Below are 20,370 nucleotides of genomic sequence, written 5' to 3'. Positions count from 1 at the left end.
GCTGCGGACCGGTTTATCGGGGCGCGCGGGTGGCATGCCCGGCGCCGGGGTCACACCAGGGTAGGGGGTCGTATTCGGTTCGTGGGTATGAGGTCCGGTGACCGGACGGTTCGTAGGCTGACTGTCATGTCCGCACCACCACGCTCCGCCGCGCGAGGAATACCCGCGCGCACCTGGTTCGACTTCGCAACGGTGCTGGTAGCGCTGATTTTGTACAGCATCGCGTGGCCGACGCTGTTCGTGACCCACGAGGTCTCGCCGGTTGTGGCGCCACTGCTGTCGGCACTGGCGGCCTTGCCGATCCTGTTCGTGCGGGTCAACCCGGCGATGGGCTGGGCGATCTCCGCGGGGGCCGCGCTGCTGTTCTCGATCGGCCTGCAGCCGAGCGCGGACAACGACCTGCCCTTCCAGGTCGTCCACGTCATCGTGCTGTTCGTGCTGCTGTTCGCGGTGGCGTTGCGAGCCTCGGTGCCGATCGTGGTCGTCGCCTGGGCGGCCACCTCGATGCTGTTCGCCACGACCATGCCCGGGTCGCAGAGCGGTCCGCTCTGGGGCTGGGCGATGGGGTTCGGCGCGCTGGCGCTGTTCGGCTATCTCGTGCGGATCCTGCTGGCCTCGCGGCGCAAGCTGGAGCGGCAGGAAGAGGTCACCGAACTCGAGCGCGCGCGTCGGGCGATCCTCGAGGAGAAGGCGCGCATCGCCCGTGACCTGCACGATGTGGTCGCCCACCACATGTCCATGGTGGTGGTGCAGGCGCAGACAGCGCCGTACCGGATCACCGACCTCGACCAGGCCTCGCGGGCCGAATTCGAATCCATCGGCGCGACCGCCCGCACCGCGCTCAACGAGATCCGTGGCCTGCTCGGGGTGTTGCGCAGCGATGGCCAGTTGCCCGAACACGCGCCGCAGCCGCGTGCCTCGGACGTGCTCGCCCTGTGCGCGTCGGCGCTGCGCGCGGGTCTGCCGGTCGACTGGACGGTGACCGGGGATCTGGATTCGGTGCCGGAGACGACCGGGTTGGTCATCTATCGCGTGGTACAGGAGTCGATGGCCAACTGCGCCCGGCACGCACCGGGCGCGGCGGTGCAGGTCGCGGTGGCGGTCGAGCCCGGCGTGGTGAGCGTGACCGTGCACAACGCCGCCACCGCCACCGTGCCGCAGCCCGGCGCGGGCGGCGGTCACGGCATCGACGGCATGCGCACCCGCGTTGTCGCGGTCGGCGGTGAACTCCACGCGGCGCCCACCCTCACCGGCGGATTCGAGGTCTCCGTGAAACTGCCCATCCACTAGGGCGTACCTCCGCCTTCGCTCCGAACGTGCGCGAAAGACCGAGGAACGCTTCGTGTCTGCGCCCTCTAAGGTGGTTGGGTGGCTATTACCGTGTTGATCGCCGACGACCAGGCGATGGTTCGCCAGGGTTTCGGTGCCCTGCTGGGCGCGCAGACCGATATCAGCGTCGTCGGCGACGCACCCGACGGCAAAGTGGCGGTGGCCGAGGCCAAGCGGCTGCGTCCCGATGTGGTGCTGATGGATGTGCGGATGCCGCAGATGAACGGTCTCGACGCCGCCCGTGCGATCCTGACCGCGAATTTCGATCCGCCGGTGCGGGTGCTCATGCTCACCACCTTCGACATCGACGACTACGTCTACGAGGCGCTGAGCATCGGCGCGAGCGGATTCCTGCTCAAGGACGCGCCCGCCGAGGAATTGGTGCGCGCGGTACGGGTGGTCGCCGACGGTGAGGCGCTGCTCGCGCCCACCATCACCCGCAGGCTCATCGCCGACGTCACCCGCAGGCGCAATTCGGTACGCGCAGCCCCGGCGCCCGCGCTCGGCACGCTGACCCCGCGCGAACGCGAGGTGCTCGAGCTGGTGGCCAAGGGGTTGTCGAACACCGAGATCGCCGCGGCGCTGTTCGTGGCCGAGCAGACCGTGAAAACCCATGTCTCCAAGGTGTTCTCGAAGCTCGGGCTGCGCGACCGCGCCCAGGCCGTGGTCCTGGCCTATGAATCCGGCCTGGTCGTTCCCGGCTGAGCCGGCGCGCTCAGCGCGGGCAGACCCCGCCGCGCAGTTCCGGCAGGTGCCGGGCCAGCAGCAGCGCCAGCCGGTCGAGCAGCGCGGTGGTGTCGTCGAACGATCCCGAATCAGCTTGCGCGGCAAGGGCTACCGCGAGCTGACCGCTGCCGACGGGCACCAGTCCGAACTGGCGCACGGTGTAGATTCCGGTGATGTCGTCGGGGCCCCAGCCGCCTTTGAACTCGGTGTCGTCGAGCAGACCGAGACCCCAGCCCTGTTCTTCGGTGATCTCGCCCATCAGCGTGGTGACGACCTCGGCGTGCGGCAGGCACGGCAGCCGCGACGCGAACCGCACCTGGTTGGCCAGCGACCACTCGGTGCCACCGAAGGAGGTGCCGTCGAGTTCGGTGCGGGTGCCCGTCTTTCCGGTGGCCGCGTCGCCCGCCTCGTCGAGGATCTGCTGCACGGCGTCGGCGGCCTCCGGTGCGTCACCCAGGGATTCCCACAGACCTTCGGCCGCGTCGTTGTCCGACACCGTGATCGCGGCCTGCGCCATCTCGAAGATCGACTGGTCCTGATCGTGGCGCAACGCGGCGACCGCGAGCGGGATCTTGATGGTGGACCAGGCGATGCCGGTGGTCCAGTCGCCGTAGATCGTCATCCGGCCGCCACCGACCGGCATCAAGGCCATGCCCACCTGTCCGGGGAGATTCGATTGCAGCTGGGTGAACTCGGCGGCCAGCGAATCGGGCAGCACGATGGACAGTCCCGGATGCCAGGCGTCTTCGCTGTTGACGGTGACCGTGGGCGCGCTCACTGCCGTCGGGGTGCCGGGCGTGGCACACGAGGTGGCCAGCGCGGCCGTTGCCAGCGCCCCACAGAGCAGCAGCCTGCGACAGGCAGCCGCCTTTCCGGTCGACTTCACCACCGAATCCTCCCCACCACCCAGTGCGCGTGTGCTTCGGCGGTGCAAACTTCTCGTCGAGCGCGTCCGGACGCTACCGGACGACTGTTAGCAAGTTTCACCGATTTTCGGCGAGAATTCGAATGAGCGTGGTCACACGGTCGGAAGGGGGTCACATGCACGACATCGGTGAGGTGTTCGCCGGGTTCACCATCGAGGCGATGTTGGGCCAGGGCGGCATGGGCACGGTGTATCTGGCCCGGCATCCGCGCCTGGATCGGCTGACCGCGCTCAAGCTGCTCAACCGGGATCTGTTCGCCGACGAACGAGTTCGCGCGCGGTTCGAACGGGAGGCCGACCTCGCCGCCCAGCTCGACCATCCCGGCATCGTCACCGTCTACGACCGGGGGACCGAGGGCGAACAACTCTGGATCAGCATGCAGTACGTCGACGGGATCGACGCCGCGACCGTCGACCCGATGGCGTTGCCGCCCGAGCGGGCCGTGCAGATCATCGAGGGGGTCGCCGACGCGCTGGATTACGCGCACGGCAGGGGAGTGCTGCACCGCGATGTGAAGCCCGCCAACATCCTGCTGGCCCGCTCCACCAGTGGCCAGGGCGAACGCGTCTTCCTCACCGATTTCGGCATCGCCCGCCTGCGCGCCGACTCCACCCACCTCACTCAGCAGGGAATGTTCACCGCGACACTGGCGTACGCGTCGCCGGAACAGATGACCGGCGCCGACCTCGACCACCGCTCCGACCAGTACTCGCTCGCGTGTTCGCTGTACTGGTTGTTCACCGGGTTGGCGCCCTTCGACTCCGCCGACCCGAACGAGATCATCCGCGGAACCCTCTACGCCGCGCCGCCGCCCCTCGCGCTGCGCCGTGCGGGTCTACCGCCGATCATGGACGCTGTTCTCGCCGCCGCGATGGCGAAACATCCTGCGGCCCGCTTCGATTCCTGCGCGTCGTTCGCCAAGGCGGCCCGCCAAGCGCTGACTTCCACGACGCCACCGGTCCTGCCGCGCCCACCCGCCAACCCTGCGCCCGGCTATTACCCACCGGTTCCACAGCAGGCGCCTGTCGCGCCTTTCGCTCAGCCAGGCATGGCCCAGCCCGGCTACCAAGCTCCGCCGATGCCGCCTGCGCCACAACCTCATTGGCAACCGCCCTCCCGGCCGTTCGGGGCCGTCCCGCCGGTCGTCCAGCGCCCAGCCGCGCCCAGCCCCGCGGCGCCGCCTGGAGAGGTGCCTCCGGTGGTCCAGCGTGCGGTGGCGGGTCCCGTTGCCGCACAGCCGAATGTGGGGCAGTCTGCGCCTGCTCCCGGTGCGACGCCCATGCCCGCTGCTTCGTCAGCGGTCGCGCCGTCAGCTGCGGCACCGTCATCGGTCGGCGCACAGTCTGCCCCGGTGGCCGCCGAAGCGACTCCGGTGCCGGGGGAGGATTCCGGAATACGTTCCAGCCCAGTGTCTCTCGACAAGCGGCCTGTCGAAGCGGCTCGATCGGATAGCGGGGAGGCGTCCGCCGACGAGGTATCAGCCACCGCGGCAACCGATGTGGTGTCCATGCGCGATGCGGGCGAGTTGGACGCGGCGAACGCGGCGGCCCTGACCGAGGTGACGTCGATCGTCGGGGCATCCAACGCGGCCTCAGCGGGGCCCGCGGCGCCGGACGCGGCGGCAGGGCAGTCCAGCCAGGCAAACCAGCCGGGCAGTGCACCGCAGACCCATCCGGGTCAGCCGGGCGGTGCGGGGCAGCCAGGCAGTGCCGCTCAGCTGGGTGGTCCAGCTCAGTCAGGTGGCGCGGGGCAGCCGAGCGGTGCGGGTCAGCCGGGCGGTGCGGGCTCACATGGTGAGGGCGGCCGGCCGGTTGCGGCGGGGCAGCCCGGTGGGGCGGTTGTGCCGGGGGGCCCGGGTCCGCAGCCGGGTGTGGCGCGACCCGGTCAGCGAGGGCCTTTTATGGTGCCCCATCGGGGGTATTGGCCGGTGCCTCGGCGGATGTCGGGGATACAGCGGTTCGGGTGGGTGTTGTTGGTGGCGCTGGTACTGGTGCTGGTGGCGTTGGTCGTCGCGCTGGTTGTGGTGGTGTTGCCGGGGGACGGCGACGATCTCGACGCGGAGGGTGGCGCGAACGGTCCGTCGAATTCGGTGGCGGAGGTCGCGGATTCGTTCGCGGAGAGCCGACGGGTCTTTCCGACCTTGGTTCCGCAGGGGGAGATGAGCGACGGTGTGGGGTATCGGGGGGCGCGGTGTGTGGGGGTGCGCAATGTCAGTGAACTGGCGTGGAAAGAGCCTGCGCTGCAATGGACTCCGATCACGACCGGGTGGCAGTGCGAGCGCGCCGACAATCAGGTGGGTGCGGTGAGCTACCTGGTGCTGGAGTACGCGAACACGAGCCAGGCGCGGTCGGTGTTGGAGGCGCTGCCCTCGACGGTTCGCTACGCGGGGGACAAGGACGGCGTGCCGTTCTCGTTGCAGCGGTGGGTGGTTCAGGATCCGGCGAGCACCCGCACGCAGACCGCGCATCAGGTGCTGAGCTTCCCCGACGACTCGGTCCGCGCGAATTACCTTGTCGTGGTGAGTCGCCGGGGCAGCAGCGGCATCGGCGGAGCCCCGCGCCCCTCCGCGCAGGACGAAGTCGTCGCGTGGTGGGACGAAGTGCCCCTCTGATCTACCGCGCCGGTCGCTGCGGCGCCGGGCAGACCCGCCCGACGCCGCAGCGACCTACCTCAGTCGACGGCCAGGGCGGCCACGATCGGCATCCTGGCCGCGCGCAAGGCAGGCGGGATCGATCCCAGCAGTGCCAGTACCAGCGCGACCGCACCGTAGACCGCGATCAGCGGGCTCGGGCGGTAGACGATGTCGATGGTCATCGCGTGGCCGATCGCCACGGTGGCCAGATACTGCACCGCGATGCCGACGACGAGACCGATTGCCGCGCCGATGAATCCGATGCCTGCGGCTTCGGCCAGCACCGAGCGCAGCAGGAACTTGCGGTTGGTGCCCATGGCCCGCAGCACCCCCAACTCTCGACGTCGCTCCAGCACCGACAGCATCAGGGTGTTCAGCAACGCCACCGTCGCCACCAGCACGACGATCCACAGGATCATGTTGCTCATCGCCGCACCCTGCTGGACGCTCGACGAGATCGCATCGACCATGTCCGCGCCGGTGTCGACATGGATTTCCTGGGGCACCATCGCGCGGACCGCGGCGTGCACCGTGTCGGGGTCCGCGCCGGGCGCGTAGTGGATCGACAGGATCGTCTCGCCGGGCCGCTGATACCACTCCCGCATCTGATCGAGGTTCATCATCACCACGCCGGAGACCGCGGTGAAATACGGAATCACCTGCAGCACCGACGTTTTACGCTCGCCGGAAGGGGTGGGCATGGTGATCTCGTCGCCGACGGCGAGCGAGAGCGAGCGTGCCACGTCACGGGTGATGACAACGCCTTCGCGCCGCTCCATCCGATCGATCACCGCCCGGTCCACCGCGCCGAGGCGAGTGTCGGCGGTGCTCGGCGGATAACCCTGCAACATCACCCGACCGCTGCCGATGGTCGCGAAGGCCATCTGGCTGGGGTTCACCCGTTCGACACCGGGCACCGTCGCCACCCGGGCTGCCAGGCCGTCGGGCAGCACGGGGCCGGTCGGGAACTGTTCGACGGGGCTCGGGCTCACGTAAAGGTCGCTGTCGCCGAGGCTTTCGAACGAATCGGTCGCCGACTTCACCATGTTGCCCGACGCTCCACCGAGCGCGACCACCGCCGCGACCCCGATCATCACCGTCATCGCGGTCGCCCACACGCGGCGGGGCGCGCGTTCCAGCGTCGTCGCCCCGAGCGCGCCCGGCGCACCGAACCAGCGGGCGATCGCCGCGGACCCGCGCACGATCGGCCCCGTCGCGGCGAAACACAGGAACACCGTCGCGGTGAACGACATCGTGATCGCGGCCAGCGAGAGCCGCCCGAGATCGAGGAACGCGACAGCGACCGCCCCGGCGCCGAGGAGCAGCCCGGTGGCCAGCCCCACCCAGCGCAGCGTCGAACCGGTGGCTGCGGCATCGCTGGCCTCGACGGGGGCCAGTGCCTCGACCGGGGCCACCTTGTACACCTGCCTGGCCGCGATCGACGCCGCCAGTACCGTCGCCACCACACACGCGGTGATCGCCACGGGAATCGCGTAGTTCGGCACCTGGAATTCGGTGCGCGCCTCGACCGATTGCACGATCGCGGCGGGCAGCCTGCCGATCGCGAACCGGCCCATCAGCGCACCGATCCCGGCGCCGATCGCCCCACCGATCAGCCCGAGCAGCGCCGCTTCGACGAGCAGATCGCGCACCATCGGCGCACGCTTGCCGCCGATCGCGCGCAGCAGCGACAGCGTCGGCCTGCGTTGCGCCACCGCCATACTCATCGCGTTGTAGATCAGGAAGGCCGACACGATCAGTGCCGCCGCCGAGGACATCAGCGTGGAATACCGCATGATCTGGATCGCGCCACCGGCCTGCGCGGTGCGCAGGCTCGGCTCGGCCACCACGGCACGCCCGTCCACCGCTTCGGTGAGCGCGGTGCGCAGGGCCTCCACGTCGGTGCCGGGCCGCACGACGATCTGCACCGAATCGAGCTTGCCGACCCGGTCGGTGAGGATCTGGATCAGCGGCAGCGGCCCGGCCACCACGTGGCCGCTGTTGAGCCGGTCGGTCGCCTCGGAGTCGAGGACGGCGGCCACCTTGGCCGTGCCTGCCCCGATCCGCACCGGGTCACCCTCGCGCAGGCCCATGGCCGCGCCGACCAGCACGCCGCGCTCTGTGCTGAGCAGCTTGGTGGTGTAGTGCGACATCGGCCCGGCCAGATCGCTGCCGAGTGCGCCCATCGTCTGATCGGCCCCGATCAGCAGTGCCCGATCGGGGCCGGCGCCCAGCGTCCCGCGCAGCATCGGCACCGCTGTCGCCACCCCGGGCGTCGCCGCGATCCGGGGGAGCAGGGACTGTTCGAATCCCGCGTCGGTGATGCCGGTGACCTCGAGCTCGGCGGTGCCCGCCAGGCCCTTGGTGAGTTTGTCGACCGATCCGGTGACCGAGCCGGAAATGCTCAGCACCGCCACGATCAACGCCGCCGATACCCCCATCACCGCCCCGGACATGAGGGTGCGGCCGGGATGGCGGATCAGTTCACCGAAGTTGAACAGCCGCAGCCGATCCCATGCTGCGCCGATCACGCGTCGACCCGCGCGGAGGACAGCTCGTCGGCGCCGATCCGGCCGTCGCGCAACGTGATCACCCGGTCGCAATAGTCGATCGAACTCATGTCGTGGGTCACCATCACCACCGAATTGCCTTGCGCCGTGATGTCACCGAGCAGGGCGAGGATCGCGGCGCCGGTCTTGGAGTCGAGGTTGCCGGTCGGCTCGTCGGCCAGAATCAGCGGCGGATCCATGATCAATGCCCGGGCCACCGCCACCCGCTGCATCTGCCCACCGGACAGTTCCCCCGGCCGATGCTGAGCCCGATCGCCGAGGCCGACGAGGTCGAGGAGTTCCAGTGCGCGCGGCTTCGCCTTGCGTAATCCGGTGCCGTCCAACAATTTCGGGACGGCCACGTTCTCCCACGCCGACAGGGTCGGCAGCAGGTTGAAGAACTGGAAGACGAAGCCGACCTGTTCGAGCCGGAACGCGGCCTGCTTGTCCTCGTCGAGATCGCCGATCTCGGCGCCGCGGAAGCGGATCGAGCCCTCGTCGGGGCGGTCGAGCGCGCCGAGCAGGTGCAGCAGGGTGCTCTTACCGGAACCCGAAGGCCCGATGATCGAGGTGAACTGGCCTGCTTCGATGCGCATGCTCACCTCGTCGAGCGCGCGTACCTCCTGATCGCCGACCCGGTACTGCTTGACCACCCGGGTCAACTCCAGCATCGGCTGCTGCGGCGATTCGATGTCGGGCATATCTTGTCCCCCAGGGAGTTTCGGATTTCAGCGTACGAGTGCGCGGTCGCGGGTAGTCTGCCCGATCGCCGTGCGTGCGTCGAGAATTGCACGCAGCGCCGGTTGTTCGGCGGCCAGCTCGAGATAGGCCTCCATCGGGGTGCGGCCGTCGATCTCGGCCAGTTCGAGCTTGACGCGCAGATGGTTGTCCCAGCGGTTGGCCAGGGCTTGCAGTAGTCCGTCGACGCCGCCGAAGAGTGTGTCCAGTTCGGCGATGTCGGCGAACAGCGCCGGGTCGTTCGGGTCGATCGTGGCCCTGGCGAGCACGGTGTGCACGATCTCGGTGCGGTGGTGCAGATCGGTCCAGGTCATGGGCTTCACCTTCCGTGAGCGGGTGAACCGAACGCTACGGGCGGTGAGAGGTCGAATCGTCGTGCCGGGGACCCGACTTCTTCTCCTACTGCGGTAGGAGATCGGTACCGTTCGCGGGACGATGCTACGCCCGGTCGGTGGCGACTAGCCTTGGATCATGGATGTGAGCCACGCCATCCCCGCGAAGGCGACGGGCCGTGCGAGCCTGCGGCAGCGGTTCGTGGCCAAGGCCGAGGCGTCACGTCTGTTCACCACGGTCCGCGAGCGCATCGAATCGTTGCCCTATGACTATCCGCCCGCGGTGATCGTCGGCGCCGACCTCGCACTGCTGGTGGTCACCGGTGCGGCGGTGATCCAGCGACATTCCTACTTCCCGAGCCCGCTGCCGTTGCTGGCGATGGCCGCCGCGTTCCTGCCGATCCCCCTGTTCGCGATCTTCGGCGTGAAACCGCACCCCTTCCTGTTGAAGTCGAGCGCGCTGCTGTCGTGCGGCTTGTTCCTCTTGCAGCCGGTCAACGCCGACTTCGCGCCGTTCGTGCTGGTGATCGTCGCCGGTGAGGTGGCCGCGGTCGCCTCGCGTGGGATGACGGTGGGGTTCACCCTGCTCGCGATCCTCGAACTGGTCGCCTTCGACCTCGCCGGGCATGTGCACTGGGGTGAGCCGGGGCAGCGGTTGCAAGGGCTGCCGATGTACGTCATCGGCATCCTGCTCGGCATGTTCGTCGGGGTGCTGCTGCAGTATCAGCGGCGGTTTCTGTACCAGGAACGGGAGAATCAAGCCATTCGCTCCGGCAAGGCCGCCGACGAGGAACGGCGCCGGATCGCTCGCGAAGTCCACGATGTGATCGCGCATTCGCTCTCGATCACCCTGCTGCACCTGACCGCCGCCCGGCGCGCACTACAGACCGACGACGATCCCACCGAGGCGGTGGAAGCGCTCGTCGAGGCCGAACGCCTCGGCCGCCAGGCGATGGCCGACATCCGGCGCACCGTCGGCATGCTCGACGCGGGCCCGGCGCAGATGGCCCCCGAGCCGGGCGCCGCCGATATCGACGAGCTCGTCGGCGACTTCCGCCGCGCCGGGCTCACCGTCGACTACGCGCGCACCGGTGAGCTGGCCACCGTCACCGGCGCCATCGGCCACGCGCTCTACCGGATCGGCCAGGAATCGCTGGCCAACGTCACCAAACACGCGCCGGGCACCGCCGCCACGGTCCGCCTCGAGGTCACCGCCGACGCGGCGGTGCTGGTCGTGTCGAATCCGCTTCCGCTCGGGCCCGCGCCGCGCCGCGACACCGGGATGGGACTGCGCGGCATGCGCAAACGCACCGAACTGCTCGGTGGGAAGATCACCGCGGGAAACGGCGACGACGGCTGGACGGTGCGAGTCGGCTTCCCGCTGCGATCGGGCGCGTGCACCGCCATCTCGACCATGCTGCCGGGCAAGCTCTGGAACAAACCCCAGGAGGACACGTGACGACCGCCTCGCCGATCGAGCAGTTGGTGACAGTGCTCGTGGTCGACGATCAGGAACTCGTGCGCGGTGGATTGCGCCGCATCCTGCGCCGTCGCGACGGTTTCACCATCAACGAGTGCGCCGACGGCGACGAGGTCGCTGCCGCCGTCGCCACCCAGCGGCCCGATGTGGTGCTGATGGATCTGCGGATGAAGCGGGTCGGCGGCATAGATGCGACCCGGTTGCTGCGCGCCCGTCCCGACGCTCCGCCGGTCCTCGTGCTCACCACCTTCGACGACGATCAGCTGCTCTCGGGTGCCTTGCGCGCGGGCGCCGCGGGATTCCTGCTCAAGGATTCGCCCGCGGAGGATCTCATCCGCGCGGTCCGCACCGTGGCAGGCGGGGGCGCGTGGCTCGATCCCTCGGTGACCGGACGGGTGCTCACGGCCTACAGAACAGTGAAACCGGTCGGTACCCGAACCGACCGCCGACTCGGCGAACTCACCGCCCGCGAGTACGAAGTGCTCGAATTGATCGCCTCGGGCCGGGTCAACAGCGAGATAGCCGCCGAACTCGGGATCTCGGAAGTCACCGTGAAAAGCCACGTCGGACACATATTCGGCAAGTTGGACCTACGTGACCGGGCCGCCGCGATCGTGTTCGCGTTTGACCACGGCGTAGTGACACCGGGAGAATCTTCCTACTGAGAAGCAGGCCCGGCGGACCTGCCAGAAGTGGGAGGCGGACGCTGGTGCAAGCACCTGGGTCACGGGCGGGGACCAGATTCGGCCCGTACGAGTTGCGGTCGATGCTGGGCAAGGGCGGGATGGGCGAGGTCTACGAGGCCTACGACACCGGCAAAGATCGAGTGGTCGCTCTGAAGTTGCTGTCGCAGGAGCTCGCGCAGGACCCGGCCTATCAGGTCCGGTTCCGCCGCGAATCCCAAGCCGCGGCCAAGCTGGCCGAACCGCATGTCATCCCGATCCACGACTGGGGTGTGATCGACGGGGTCCTCTTCATCGACATGCGCTTGGTGCCCGGCAACGACCTGCGGACTGTGCTGCGCGGGGGCGGGCCGATGAGCCCGGACCGCGCGGTCGCTGTCGTCGAGCAGATCGCCGCGGCGCTGGACGCCGCCCACGCCGGCGGCCTGGTGCATCGCGATGTGAAGCCCGCCAACATCCTGGTCACGCCCGCCGATTTCGCCTACCTCGCCGACTTCGGCATCGCGCACACCGAGGGTGACAGCGCGGTGACCCAGGCCGGGATGGCGGTCGGCTCCTATATCTACATGGCGCCCGAACGCTTCGACGTCGGCCCGATCTCGCATCGCGCCGACGTGTACTCGCTGGCCTGTGTGCTGCACGAATGCCTCACCGGCGCTTCGCCTTTCCCCGCCGCGAGCATGAGCGTGCTGGTTCGCGCGCACCTGTCCGAGGCGCCGCCGCGGCCGAGTGAGTTACTCCACGGGATACCCGTCGCACTCGACGACGTCATCGCGACCGGCATGGCCAAGGACCCGGCCGATCGGTATGCGTCGGCCGGTGAGTTGGCTGTCGCCGCTCGCCGAGCGCTGGCTTCGGCCGTGCGCGACGGTGGCGCGCCCGCACCCGCACCGTCGGGTGCTTTCGCGTCGTACGCCGGGGCCCGCCGAGTCCCCGGTGGGCATGATGTAACTCCGGGTTCTGCGCAAGGGCCCACGCTCCGTGGGCCCGCTGGTGCTCCGGGCCGAGCGCCCGCTGGTTCAGGCTCCGCGCCCGGGGCCGGACGCGGGTTCGCCGCCGCGGCCGGGTTCGCCGCCGGTGCGGGACGTGGTGCCGCCGGATCGCCGCCCGGTGTCCCTGGCGCCGAGCGTGGCGTCCCCTCCGCGCCCGGTCCGGCGCGGGCTGTGCCCATCGGTTCCGCGAGTGGCGCCCGCAAAGCAACGCCCGACTCGGACGAGCCGCACAACGTCGAACAGGTGCCGACGCCGACGGGGGAGTTCCGAGTGATCGGCGCGGTGACCGCGACCGGTGGCGTGGAGACCTCGCGCAGCCAGTCGGCCGCGACCGGCGCTCAGCCGACGTTGATCATCCGCCCACCCGCCGAGACACGTCCCGGGGCAAACGACACCACCGGTTTCCGCCGCATTCCCGCCGAGGGCACGGGCGAGATCTCGATTCCCGCGGTGATCCAGCCGACGGGCCCCGCCGAAATCCGGCCCGCCGACACCCACTTCACCCCCCTCCCGTCGGCCGATGAGCCGGAAGCTCCCGAGCCGCCCCCGGCCTACACACCCGACCAGGGCCTCCCACGGATGCGCCCGTTCCCGGACGCGCACCTCTACGACGGCGCGCAGCCGGGCGAAACGTCGGCACCCCTCCTGCAACCACCGCGGCCCACCGGGGCCACCCCCTACCCGGCGCCCACCGGCCCGCACCGCCTCCCGCCTCAGCATGTCGTCCAGGAGCCCCACCGGGCAGCCCCTACTCAGCGCTACTCCGCCGAACAGCCCCTCCCCGCCGCGTACACCCCGCCGACCGAGCAATACAACGCCCCGGCCTCGAACCCCGACCCCCGGTTCCCCGCCCCGGCGCCGTTCGGCCCGCCGACCGAGCAATTCACCGCCCCCGCGTCGAATCCGCCGGCGGGCTTCGCGCCGCCGACGCAGAAATTCGGTGCCGACCTCGACGATCCACACGACCGATTCGGCGGTCCCGCCGAGCATTTCGACGATTACTCCGAGGACCGGTTCGGCGGCCCGCCCGGGCAGTTCAGTCCGCCGACCGAACAGTACGACCCCGCCGAGATGCAACGATCGGCACCGACCCAGCATTACGGCGCCGACGAACCGGATCCGCAGCGCTCGCAGCCGACGCACCGATACCGTGGCGGCGCGGCACCTTTCGCCGCGCATCAGGCCCCGCCGGAGTTCGACGATCCGGCGCGCTCGGCCGCGACCCGGCAGTACGTGGGTCAGGAGAACGCGTACTCCAACTACGACGAACCGCCCAGTGCCTACGGTGATCACGCCTACCGCGACCAGGCCTACGATCCCGGATACGGTCCCGATCCCGCCTATGGCCCCGACCCGGCGTATGGTCCCGATCCGGCCTGGGCGCACGAGGATTCGGGTCGCCGTCGATCGGTCCTGCTGCCGGTACTGGCCGGCGTCCTCGGCGTGGTGGTACTGGCGGTCGCCGGTGCGATCGGCTGGCACATGATGTCGGCCGTCGAACCCGACCAGACCTCTACCGCGGCAGCGACTTCGCAGGCGCCGGGTGGTTCCGGCCAACCCGCGGGCACCACCCCCCGCGCGACCACCGCCGCTCCCACCACCTCGGCGGGACCGGTCACCCTGCCTGCGGGCGCGCAGCTCTGTGAATCAGGTTCTGGCACAGGCTCTTACAGCAAGGTCGCGGTCGGTAGCGGGGTCACCAGTTGCGGTTTCGCCGAGGCGGTCCGGGAGGCCTACGCCGGTGGCGGCTCGGGAGCGCGGTCGGTGGTGGCGACTAGCCCGGTGACCGGACGCACCTACACGATGACGTGCGCCCCGGAAGGCAAGCTCGTCACCTGCACCGGTGGCGAGAATGCCGTGGTCTACGTCTACTGACGTCCAACGGCCGCGGCTCCGACTTCGGGGCCGCGGCCGACAACGATCTCAGCTCGCCGAAGCGACCGCGACCACCGTGTCCCCGAGCAGACTCACCGTGTCCGGATCACTCCACGACCCGGTGATCGACACACCGTCGGCCACCACCTCGGCGCCTGCCTCTCGCAACTCGTCGGCCAGGTCCTGATTGACCGCCTCGCCGGGTCCCACCGTGATCACCGCGACCGGTTTGCCCGCGACAGTCGCCGCCGACTGGGGATTGGCCAGCCAGGCGATCACATTCGCCGCCAGCGGCGGCACGCTCGCCGCCTCGGCCGCGAACAGCAGCACACCGTCGGCTTCCAGGGCGGAGCGGCGCAGCTGGTTCGCGATCAGCGGTCGCTCGTCCTCGGTATCGATCGCGGGACGGTAGGTCGGCAGGGTGTCGAGCTCGGCCAGGCTCACCACGTCGACGTTGTTGCGGATCGCGACCCGCTGGGTCTCGCTCGCCAACTGTTGCACGGTGGAGTTCTCGCCGGGTTCGGCGACGAGTGCGAGCAGATATGCCATCAGTTGTCCTTCGACGGTGTGACAGTCACTTTCACGCTTTTCATCATCGGCTGATCGCTCTCGGTGCTGTAATCGCCGATCGCACACAGCACGTTCATCTCCGGCATGTACCCGGCGGCGCATCCCGGCGGAATGTCGTAGGTGACGACCTTGTACTTGTAGAGCGACCGCGTCGACCCGTCACGGGCGGTGCTGGTGATGTCGACCTCGTCGAACTCTGTCAAGCCGCGGTCGTGCATGTCGCGAGAGTTCATGAAGACCAGCGTGCGCAGGTTCTTCACTCCGCGATAGCGATCGTTGTTGGAGTAGATGGTGGTGTTCCATTGGTCGTGCGAACGCTGTGTCGCCAGGGTGAGCACCCCGGCCGGGTTGGTCGTATCGGGCAGTGTCGCCGCGGAGAACTCCGCCTTGCTCGACGGGGTGAGGAAGATCAGCTCACGCGCGGGCTGGCGGATCCGGAATCCGAGCCCGAGCCGCACCCGCCGGTTGTAGTCCTCGAAACCGTCGAGGACCTTCGACATGGTGTCGCGGATGCGGTCGTAGTCCTCGACGTAGTACTCCCACGGCGTCTTCGTCCGCGGCAGTGCGGCTTTGGCGATACCGGCCAGAATCGCGGGCTCCGACAACAGATGCGGCGACGCGGGCTTCTTCATGCCCTTGGACAGGTGCACCACGGCCATGCCGTTCTCCATGGAGACCACCTGCGGGCCACTGCGTTGCTCGTCGTATTCGGTGCGCGCGAGGCAGGGCAGAATCAGCGCCCGCTTGCCGTGCACGACGTGGCTGCGGTTGAGCTTGGTGGAGACCATGACGGTGAAGTCGGCCTTCTGGAACGCCTCGAAGGTGTAGGCGCTGTCGGGTGCGGCCTGGACGAGGTTGCCGCCCATGCTCATGAAGAACTTCAGCGTGCCCTTGTGCATCGCCTCGATGGCGCCGACCACGTCGTAGCCGTTGGCGCGTGGCACGTCGATCCCGCACACCGCGGCCAGCCGGTCGAGGAATGCGGCGGGCGGATTGTTGTCGATGCCGCAGGTGCGGTTGCCCTGCACATTGCTGTGTCCGCGCACCGGCGACGGGCCCGCGCCCTCGCGACCGAGGTTGCCGCGCAGGAGAAGCAGATTGACGATCTCGCGGATCGTCTCCACGCCGTGCTCGTGCTGGGTGACGCCGAGACACCAGCTGATGATGCTGCGGTCGGAGTCGCAGTAGATGCGGGCGGCCTTGCGGACCTCGGCTTCACCGAGTCCCGACTCGGTCTGGATATCGGCCCAGGTGGTCGCCTCCACCTCGCGCACGTACGCCTCGAAGCCCACGGTGTAGCGCTCGATGAACTCGTGATCGAGGGCCTTGTGGTCGGTCGCGGACTCCTCGAGGACGGCTTTGGCCATGCCGCGGATCAGCGCGAAGTCGCCGCCGATGCGCACCTGCAGGTTGAGCGTGCCGGTCTTGGTGGGGTGGAAGGTGGCCATCGCGAGGAAGTCGTGCGGGATGATCGTGTTGCGCGAGCCCGCTTCGATCAGCGGATTGACGTGCACCACCTGGGCGCCGCGCTGATAGGCCTCGGCGAGCGAGGTCAGCATGCGTGGCGCGTTCGAGGCGACGTTGAGGCCCATGACGAACAGGGCGTCGGCCTTGGCCCAGTCCTCGAGGTCGCAGGTGCCCTTGCCCGTGCCGATCGCGGCCTGTAGCGCGCGGCCACTGGCTTCGTGGCACATGTTGGAACAGTCGGGCAGATTGTTGGTGCCGTACTCGCGCACCATCAACTGGTAGAGGAAGGTGGCCTCGTTCGCGAGTCGGCCGGAGGTGTAGAACGCGGCCTCGTTCGGGTCCGCGAGCTCGCGCAGCGCCTTGCCCGTCATCTCGAACGCGTCGGCCCAGCTGATCGGCACATAGTGGTCGGTCTCGGGGTCGTAGACCATCGGCTCGGTGAGCCTGCCCTGGTCTTCGAGATCGAAGGAACTCCAGGTGGCCAGCTCGGTGACGGTGTGCTGGGCGAAGAACTCGGGGGAGCAGCGCTTGTGCGTCATCTCCCAGGTGACGTGCTTGATGCCGTTCTCGCACACATCGAGGACCAGGCCGTCGGTCGCGTCGGGCCACGCGCAGCCGGGGCAGTCGAAGCCGCGCTCCTGATGGTTCATCTTCAGGATGGCCTTGGTGCCGATGAACGGCTCGTGCTCCTTGCCGACCATGAATTTCCCGACCGCGATCGCCGCGCCCCAGCCCGCGGCGGGGTGACGGTAGGGCTTGGCTTTCGGCACGGCCGCCCGGTCGGCTTCTCCGCTCGGACCTCGATCAGGATCCCAGGTGGTGTACGGACCGTCAGCCATGACAAATCTTCCCTTCGCGTGCATGCGGGTCGAGAAAGATGAGCTCTGTCCAGTGCCTCGCTTGGATTCTCTACCGCCGAGATCACGAAAAGGCTCAGGTACCCACCTTCGAGACGTCGGTATGCGAAACGTTGCATACTGTCGGCATGGCTGACGACAACGAGTGGTACTACTGCCTCAAGCACCACAAGGCCGAACAGGGCAAGGCCTGCTGGTACGGCGACCGCATGGGCCCCTACCCGGACCAGGCCACCGCGGAGAAGGCGCTCGAGATCGCGAAGGCGCGCAATAAAGCGGCCGACGACCAGGACGACTGACCCACACAGTGAGCAGAGTCATGGGATGAGCAGAGTCACCGCACGGCGCAAGACGACCCGCCTTTCCCCGGCCGGGCGGATCGAGCGACCCGACACGCTCGCCGTCGAGGAACCACTCGAAATCCGGGTCGACGGGCGATCGCTCACCGTCACGATGCGCACCCCCGGCAACGACATCGACCTCGTCCACGGCTTCCTGTTCGGTGAGGACATCATCGGTTCGGCCGATGACATCGTCACCGCCCGTTACTGCGCGGGTACCGACAGCGAAGGCCGCAATACCTACAACGTCCTCGACCTGCGCCTCCGTAACCCGGTGCCGATCCACCCGCGCAAATTCCTCACCACCGGCGCGTGCGGGCTCTGTGGCAAGAGCGCCCTGGACGAAGTGCGCACCCGCAGCCGCTTCCCGATCCCGCACGAGTCCGTGTCGATCGGCACCGGCACCCTCGGCGAGCTGCCGAAACACCTGCGCGCCGGGCAGAAGTTGTTCGACGCCACCGGTGGACTGCACGCGGCGGGTCTGTTCACCGCCGACGGCACTCTGCTCGCCCTGCGCGAGGACATCGGCAGACATAACGCCGTCGACAAGGTGATCGGCTGGGCGGTGCGCGAGAACCGCGTGCCCGCACACGATCTGGTGCTGGTCGTGAGCAGTCGGGCGTCGTTCGAACTGGCGCAGAAGGCGGTGATGGCCGGGATCCCGATCCTGGCCGCGGTGTCGGCGCCCAGCTCGCTCGCCGTCGACCTGGCAGCCGAGTCCGACCTCACACTGGTCGGCTTCCTTCGCGGCGAAACGATGAATATCTATACAGGCGAACACCGTCTGACCTGAGGTTCGGTGCTCGAAGTGGGCGATCGGCATATGTCGCAGTACGGTAACGGTACGGGTCGCCAGCACCGAACGCCCCGGGGGAGTTTACAAAAGAAAATGCTTCAGATAATGAACAATGAACGACGCCACCGCGTCCGGGTGGCGCTGTCCGCGTTGCTGGGCGCGGTCGCGCTCCTTACCGCGGGTTGCGGTAGTGAGCCGAAAGCCGCTCGACCGAGCGTGACGACGACTGTCGCCGTCGCCGATCCCGGCGTCGACAGCGGAGCTATTTCCGTCGCGGTGCCGGGCAGCCTGGCCGCCGATTTCACCGAACTCCAGCAAGGATTCCGCGGTAGCGCGGGGTTGGCGATCATGCCGGTGGGCGGCAAGAAAATGGTGACCTTCGGCAACTGGTCCTCCGGTCCGGCCTGGTCGACGATCAAGGTGCCGCTCGCCATCGCGGCCCTGCGCAACAGCGCCTCCTACGCCACCTATGCCTCCGCTGCCATCACCGCGTCGGACAACGGCGCCGCCGACACCCTCTGGGACTCACTCGGCGGCGGCGGCGCCGCGGCCCAGGCAGTGCAGAATGTGCTGCGCGAAGGCGGCGACGTCCGTACCACCGTGCCGCCGACCCGCACCCGAGCCGACGCGTCGATCTACGGCCAGGCCGAATGGACCCTGGCCGATCAGGTGCGCTTCGCCTCGCAACTGCCGTGCATACCGCAGAGCGAGCGCGTGGTCGGGCTGATGCAGCAGATCATCGCGAGCCACCACTGGGGTCTCGGCGCGTTCGGCAGCGCCGAGTTCAAGGGCGGGTGGGGTCCCGACCCGGCGGGCAAGTACCTGGTCCGCCAGTTCGGCCTGATCGATTCGCCCACCGGCCGGATCGCGATCGCCTTCGCCGCGCAACCGGATTCGGGTGGTTTCAGCGACGGAACGGCCATGCTCGACAAGATGGCGACGCTCATCTCGGGGCACCTGAGCGAGCTCGCCGGAGGTCACTGCTCCTGATCGGCGCCGGTGCGGCAAGATGAACAGCATGCGCATCGGAGTCTTGACCGGAGGCGGGGACTGTCCAGGTCTGAACGCGGTGATCCGGGCTGTGGTCCGCACCGCGAACGGACGCTACGGCGATGCCGTCGTCGGTTTCGAGGACGGCTGGCGCGGCCTACTCGAGGATCGAAAGATCCGCATCCACAACGACGATCGCACCGACCGCCTGCTCACCAAGGGCGGCACCATGCTCGGCACCGCACGGACCAACCCCGACATGCTGCGCGCGGGTCTGCCACGGATCCAGCAGACCCTCGACGACAACGGCATCGAAGCGCTGATCCCCATCGGGGGCGAAGGCACCCTCACCGCCGCGAGCTGGCTCGCCGACGAGGGCGTGCCGGTGGTCGGCGTGCCCAAGACCATCGACAACGACATCGACTGCACCGACGTCACATTCGGCCACGACACCGCGCTCTCGATCGCCACCGAGGCGATCGACCGCCTGCACACCACCGCCGAATCCCACCAGCGGGTGATGCTGGTCGAGGTGATGGGCCGCCACGCCGGCTGGATCGCGCTGAATTCCGGAATCGCCGCCGGCGCCCATCTCACCCTGGTGCCCGAGGAACCGTTCGACGTGTCCCAGGTGTGCGCGATGATCAAGGCCCGCTTCCAGCGCGGTGACAAGAGCTTCATCTGCGTGGTCGCCGAGGGCGCGCATCCCGCGCCGGATTCCGGATTCGCGTTGCGCGAGGGCGGGATCGACGAGTTCGGGCACGAGCGGTTCACCGGGGTCGCCCAGCAGCTGGGCTCGGAGATCGAGCGCCGCATCGGCAAGGAGGTCCGAACGACGGTGCTGGGCCACATCCAGCGCGGCGGCAGCCCGACGCCCTACGACCGGATCCTGGCCACGCGGTTCGGGGTGCATGCGGCCGAGGCGGTGCATGCTGGGCATTTCGGTCAGATGGTGGCGCTGCACGGCACCAATATCGGGCTGGTTCCCCTGTCGGAGGCGACCAAGCAGCTCAAACGCGTTCCGCCGGAACGGCTCCGTGAGGCGTCGGCCTTCTTCGGCTGAGCGCGGCTCGGTTCTCGCACAGTC

16 protein-coding genes are annotated in these 20,370 nt (G+C 68.8%); 10 read left to right on the top strand and 6 right to left on the bottom strand.

Annotation, left to right across the window (positions count from 1 at the left end; genetic code table 11):
- The first annotated feature begins 126 nt into the window (after positions 1 to 126).
- Positions 127 to 1,290: a sensor histidine kinase gene (locus ASD42_RS07955; protein WP_056812137.1), complete on the top strand. Its 1,164-nt coding sequence runs from the start codon at positions 127 to 129 to the stop codon at positions 1,288 to 1,290.
- A gap of 78 nt (positions 1,291 to 1,368) precedes the next feature.
- The gene (locus tag ASD42_RS07950; protein ID WP_056812133.1) at positions 1,369 to 2,034 is read left to right on the top strand and encodes a response regulator; all 666 of its coding nucleotides are present in this window, start codon (positions 1,369 to 1,371) and stop codon (positions 2,032 to 2,034) included.
- Between the two features lie 10 nt (positions 2,035 to 2,044).
- Here ASD42_RS07950 and ASD42_RS07945 read toward each other — a convergent pair whose 3' ends face one another.
- Positions 2,045 to 2,941 (bottom strand): hypothetical protein, encoded by an 897-nt coding sequence (locus tag ASD42_RS07945; RefSeq protein ID WP_235569340.1) that lies wholly within the window; start codon positions 2,939 to 2,941, stop codon positions 2,045 to 2,047.
- A 155-nt stretch (positions 2,942 to 3,096) separates the two neighbouring features.
- Here ASD42_RS07945 and ASD42_RS35690 point away from each other — a divergent pair, with 155 nt between their 5' ends.
- On the top strand, positions 3,097 to 5,592 hold the full coding sequence (locus ASD42_RS35690) for a serine/threonine-protein kinase (protein WP_327152866.1): 2,496 nt from the start codon (positions 3,097 to 3,099) through the stop codon (positions 5,590 to 5,592).
- Positions 5,593 to 5,651: 59 nt separating this feature from the next.
- On the opposite strand, the gene ASD42_RS07935 is transcribed toward ASD42_RS35690, so the two are convergent.
- Genes ASD42_RS07935 through ASD42_RS07925 form a run of 3 tightly spaced genes read right to left on the bottom strand, consistent with a single transcriptional unit; the run spans position 5,652 to position 9,214 of the window.
- Positions 5,652 to 8,144 carry an ABC transporter permease gene (locus ASD42_RS07935; protein ID WP_056812128.1) on the bottom strand — a complete coding sequence of 831 codons (2,493 nt, stop codon included), beginning with the start codon at positions 8,142 to 8,144 and terminating at the stop codon, positions 5,652 to 5,654.
- The gene (locus ASD42_RS07930; RefSeq protein WP_062986861.1) at positions 8,141 to 8,863 is read right to left on the bottom strand and encodes an ABC transporter ATP-binding protein; all 723 of its coding nucleotides are present in this window, start codon (positions 8,861 to 8,863) and stop codon (positions 8,141 to 8,143) included. Before ASD42_RS07930 ends, ASD42_RS07935 begins: the two co-directional genes overlap by 4 nt.
- A 27-nt stretch (positions 8,864 to 8,890) precedes the next feature.
- A complete protein-coding gene (locus ASD42_RS07925; RefSeq protein ID WP_056812125.1) occupies positions 8,891 to 9,214 on the bottom strand; it encodes a hypothetical protein in 324 nt (107 codons plus the stop codon).
- Positions 9,215 to 9,371: 157 nt separating this feature from the next.
- Here ASD42_RS07925 and ASD42_RS07920 point away from each other — a divergent pair, with 157 nt between their 5' ends.
- The 3 genes from ASD42_RS07920 to ASD42_RS35815 all read left to right on the top strand — a co-directional run bounded on the left by ASD42_RS07920 (position 9,372) and on the right by ASD42_RS35815 (position 14,262).
- Positions 9,372 to 10,691: a sensor histidine kinase gene (locus ASD42_RS07920; RefSeq protein WP_084465452.1), complete on the top strand. Its 1,320-nt coding sequence runs from the start codon at positions 9,372 to 9,374 to the stop codon at positions 10,689 to 10,691.
- Complete coding sequence (locus ASD42_RS07915; protein ID WP_131816592.1) at positions 10,688 to 11,377, top strand: response regulator; 690 nt, start codon at positions 10,688 to 10,690, stop codon at positions 11,375 to 11,377. The genes ASD42_RS07920 and ASD42_RS07915 overlap by 4 nt, the downstream gene beginning before the upstream one ends.
- A gap of 101 nt (positions 11,378 to 11,478) precedes the next feature.
- Complete coding sequence (locus tag ASD42_RS35815; protein WP_200950433.1) at positions 11,479 to 14,262, top strand: serine/threonine-protein kinase; 2,784 nt, start codon at positions 11,479 to 11,481, stop codon at positions 14,260 to 14,262.
- Positions 14,263 to 14,310: 48 nt separating this feature from the next.
- Here ASD42_RS35815 and ASD42_RS07905 read toward each other — a convergent pair whose 3' ends face one another.
- Together ASD42_RS07905 and ASD42_RS07900 are read right to left on the bottom strand one after the other, a co-directional pair.
- Positions 14,311 to 14,811: an NADPH-dependent FMN reductase gene (locus tag ASD42_RS07905; RefSeq protein WP_056812117.1), complete on the bottom strand. Its 501-nt coding sequence runs from the start codon at positions 14,809 to 14,811 to the stop codon at positions 14,311 to 14,313.
- Complete coding sequence (locus ASD42_RS07900; RefSeq protein WP_084787035.1) at positions 14,811 to 17,138, bottom strand: FdhF/YdeP family oxidoreductase; 2,328 nt, start codon at positions 17,136 to 17,138, stop codon at positions 14,811 to 14,813. The genes ASD42_RS07905 and ASD42_RS07900 overlap by 1 nt, the downstream gene beginning before the upstream one ends.
- Positions 17,139 to 17,284: 146 nt before the next feature.
- Here ASD42_RS07900 and ASD42_RS34870 point away from each other — a divergent pair, with 146 nt between their 5' ends.
- The 4 genes from ASD42_RS34870 to ASD42_RS07885 all read left to right on the top strand — a co-directional run bounded on the left by ASD42_RS34870 (position 17,285) and on the right by ASD42_RS07885 (position 20,346).
- The gene (locus ASD42_RS34870; RefSeq protein WP_165610217.1) at positions 17,285 to 17,455 is read left to right on the top strand and encodes a hypothetical protein; all 171 of its coding nucleotides are present in this window, start codon (positions 17,285 to 17,287) and stop codon (positions 17,453 to 17,455) included.
- Positions 17,456 to 17,480: 25 nt separating this feature from the next.
- Positions 17,481 to 18,290 (top strand): formate dehydrogenase accessory sulfurtransferase FdhD, encoded by an 810-nt coding sequence (fdhD, locus tag ASD42_RS07895; RefSeq protein ID WP_056812114.1) that lies wholly within the window; start codon positions 17,481 to 17,483, stop codon positions 18,288 to 18,290.
- Positions 18,291 to 18,398: 108 nt separating this feature from the next.
- Positions 18,399 to 19,283, top strand: coding sequence for a hypothetical protein (locus tag ASD42_RS07890; RefSeq protein ID WP_056815736.1), 885 nt, complete (start codon positions 18,399 to 18,401; stop codon positions 19,281 to 19,283).
- Between the two features lie 28 nt (positions 19,284 to 19,311).
- A complete protein-coding gene (locus ASD42_RS07885) occupies positions 19,312 to 20,346 on the top strand; it encodes an ATP-dependent 6-phosphofructokinase (RefSeq protein WP_056815734.1) in 1,035 nt (344 codons plus the stop codon).
- The last annotated feature ends 24 nt before the right edge of the window (positions 20,347 to 20,370 follow it).

Origin of the sequence: Nocardia sp. Root136, from assembly GCF_001427185.1 — a bacterium.
GTDB lineage: Bacteria > Actinomycetota > Actinomycetes > Mycobacteriales > Mycobacteriaceae > Nocardia > Nocardia salmonicida.
The sequence above is the reverse complement of the archived record's forward strand: the minus strand, read 5'-3'. Positions and strand labels throughout refer to the sequence as shown.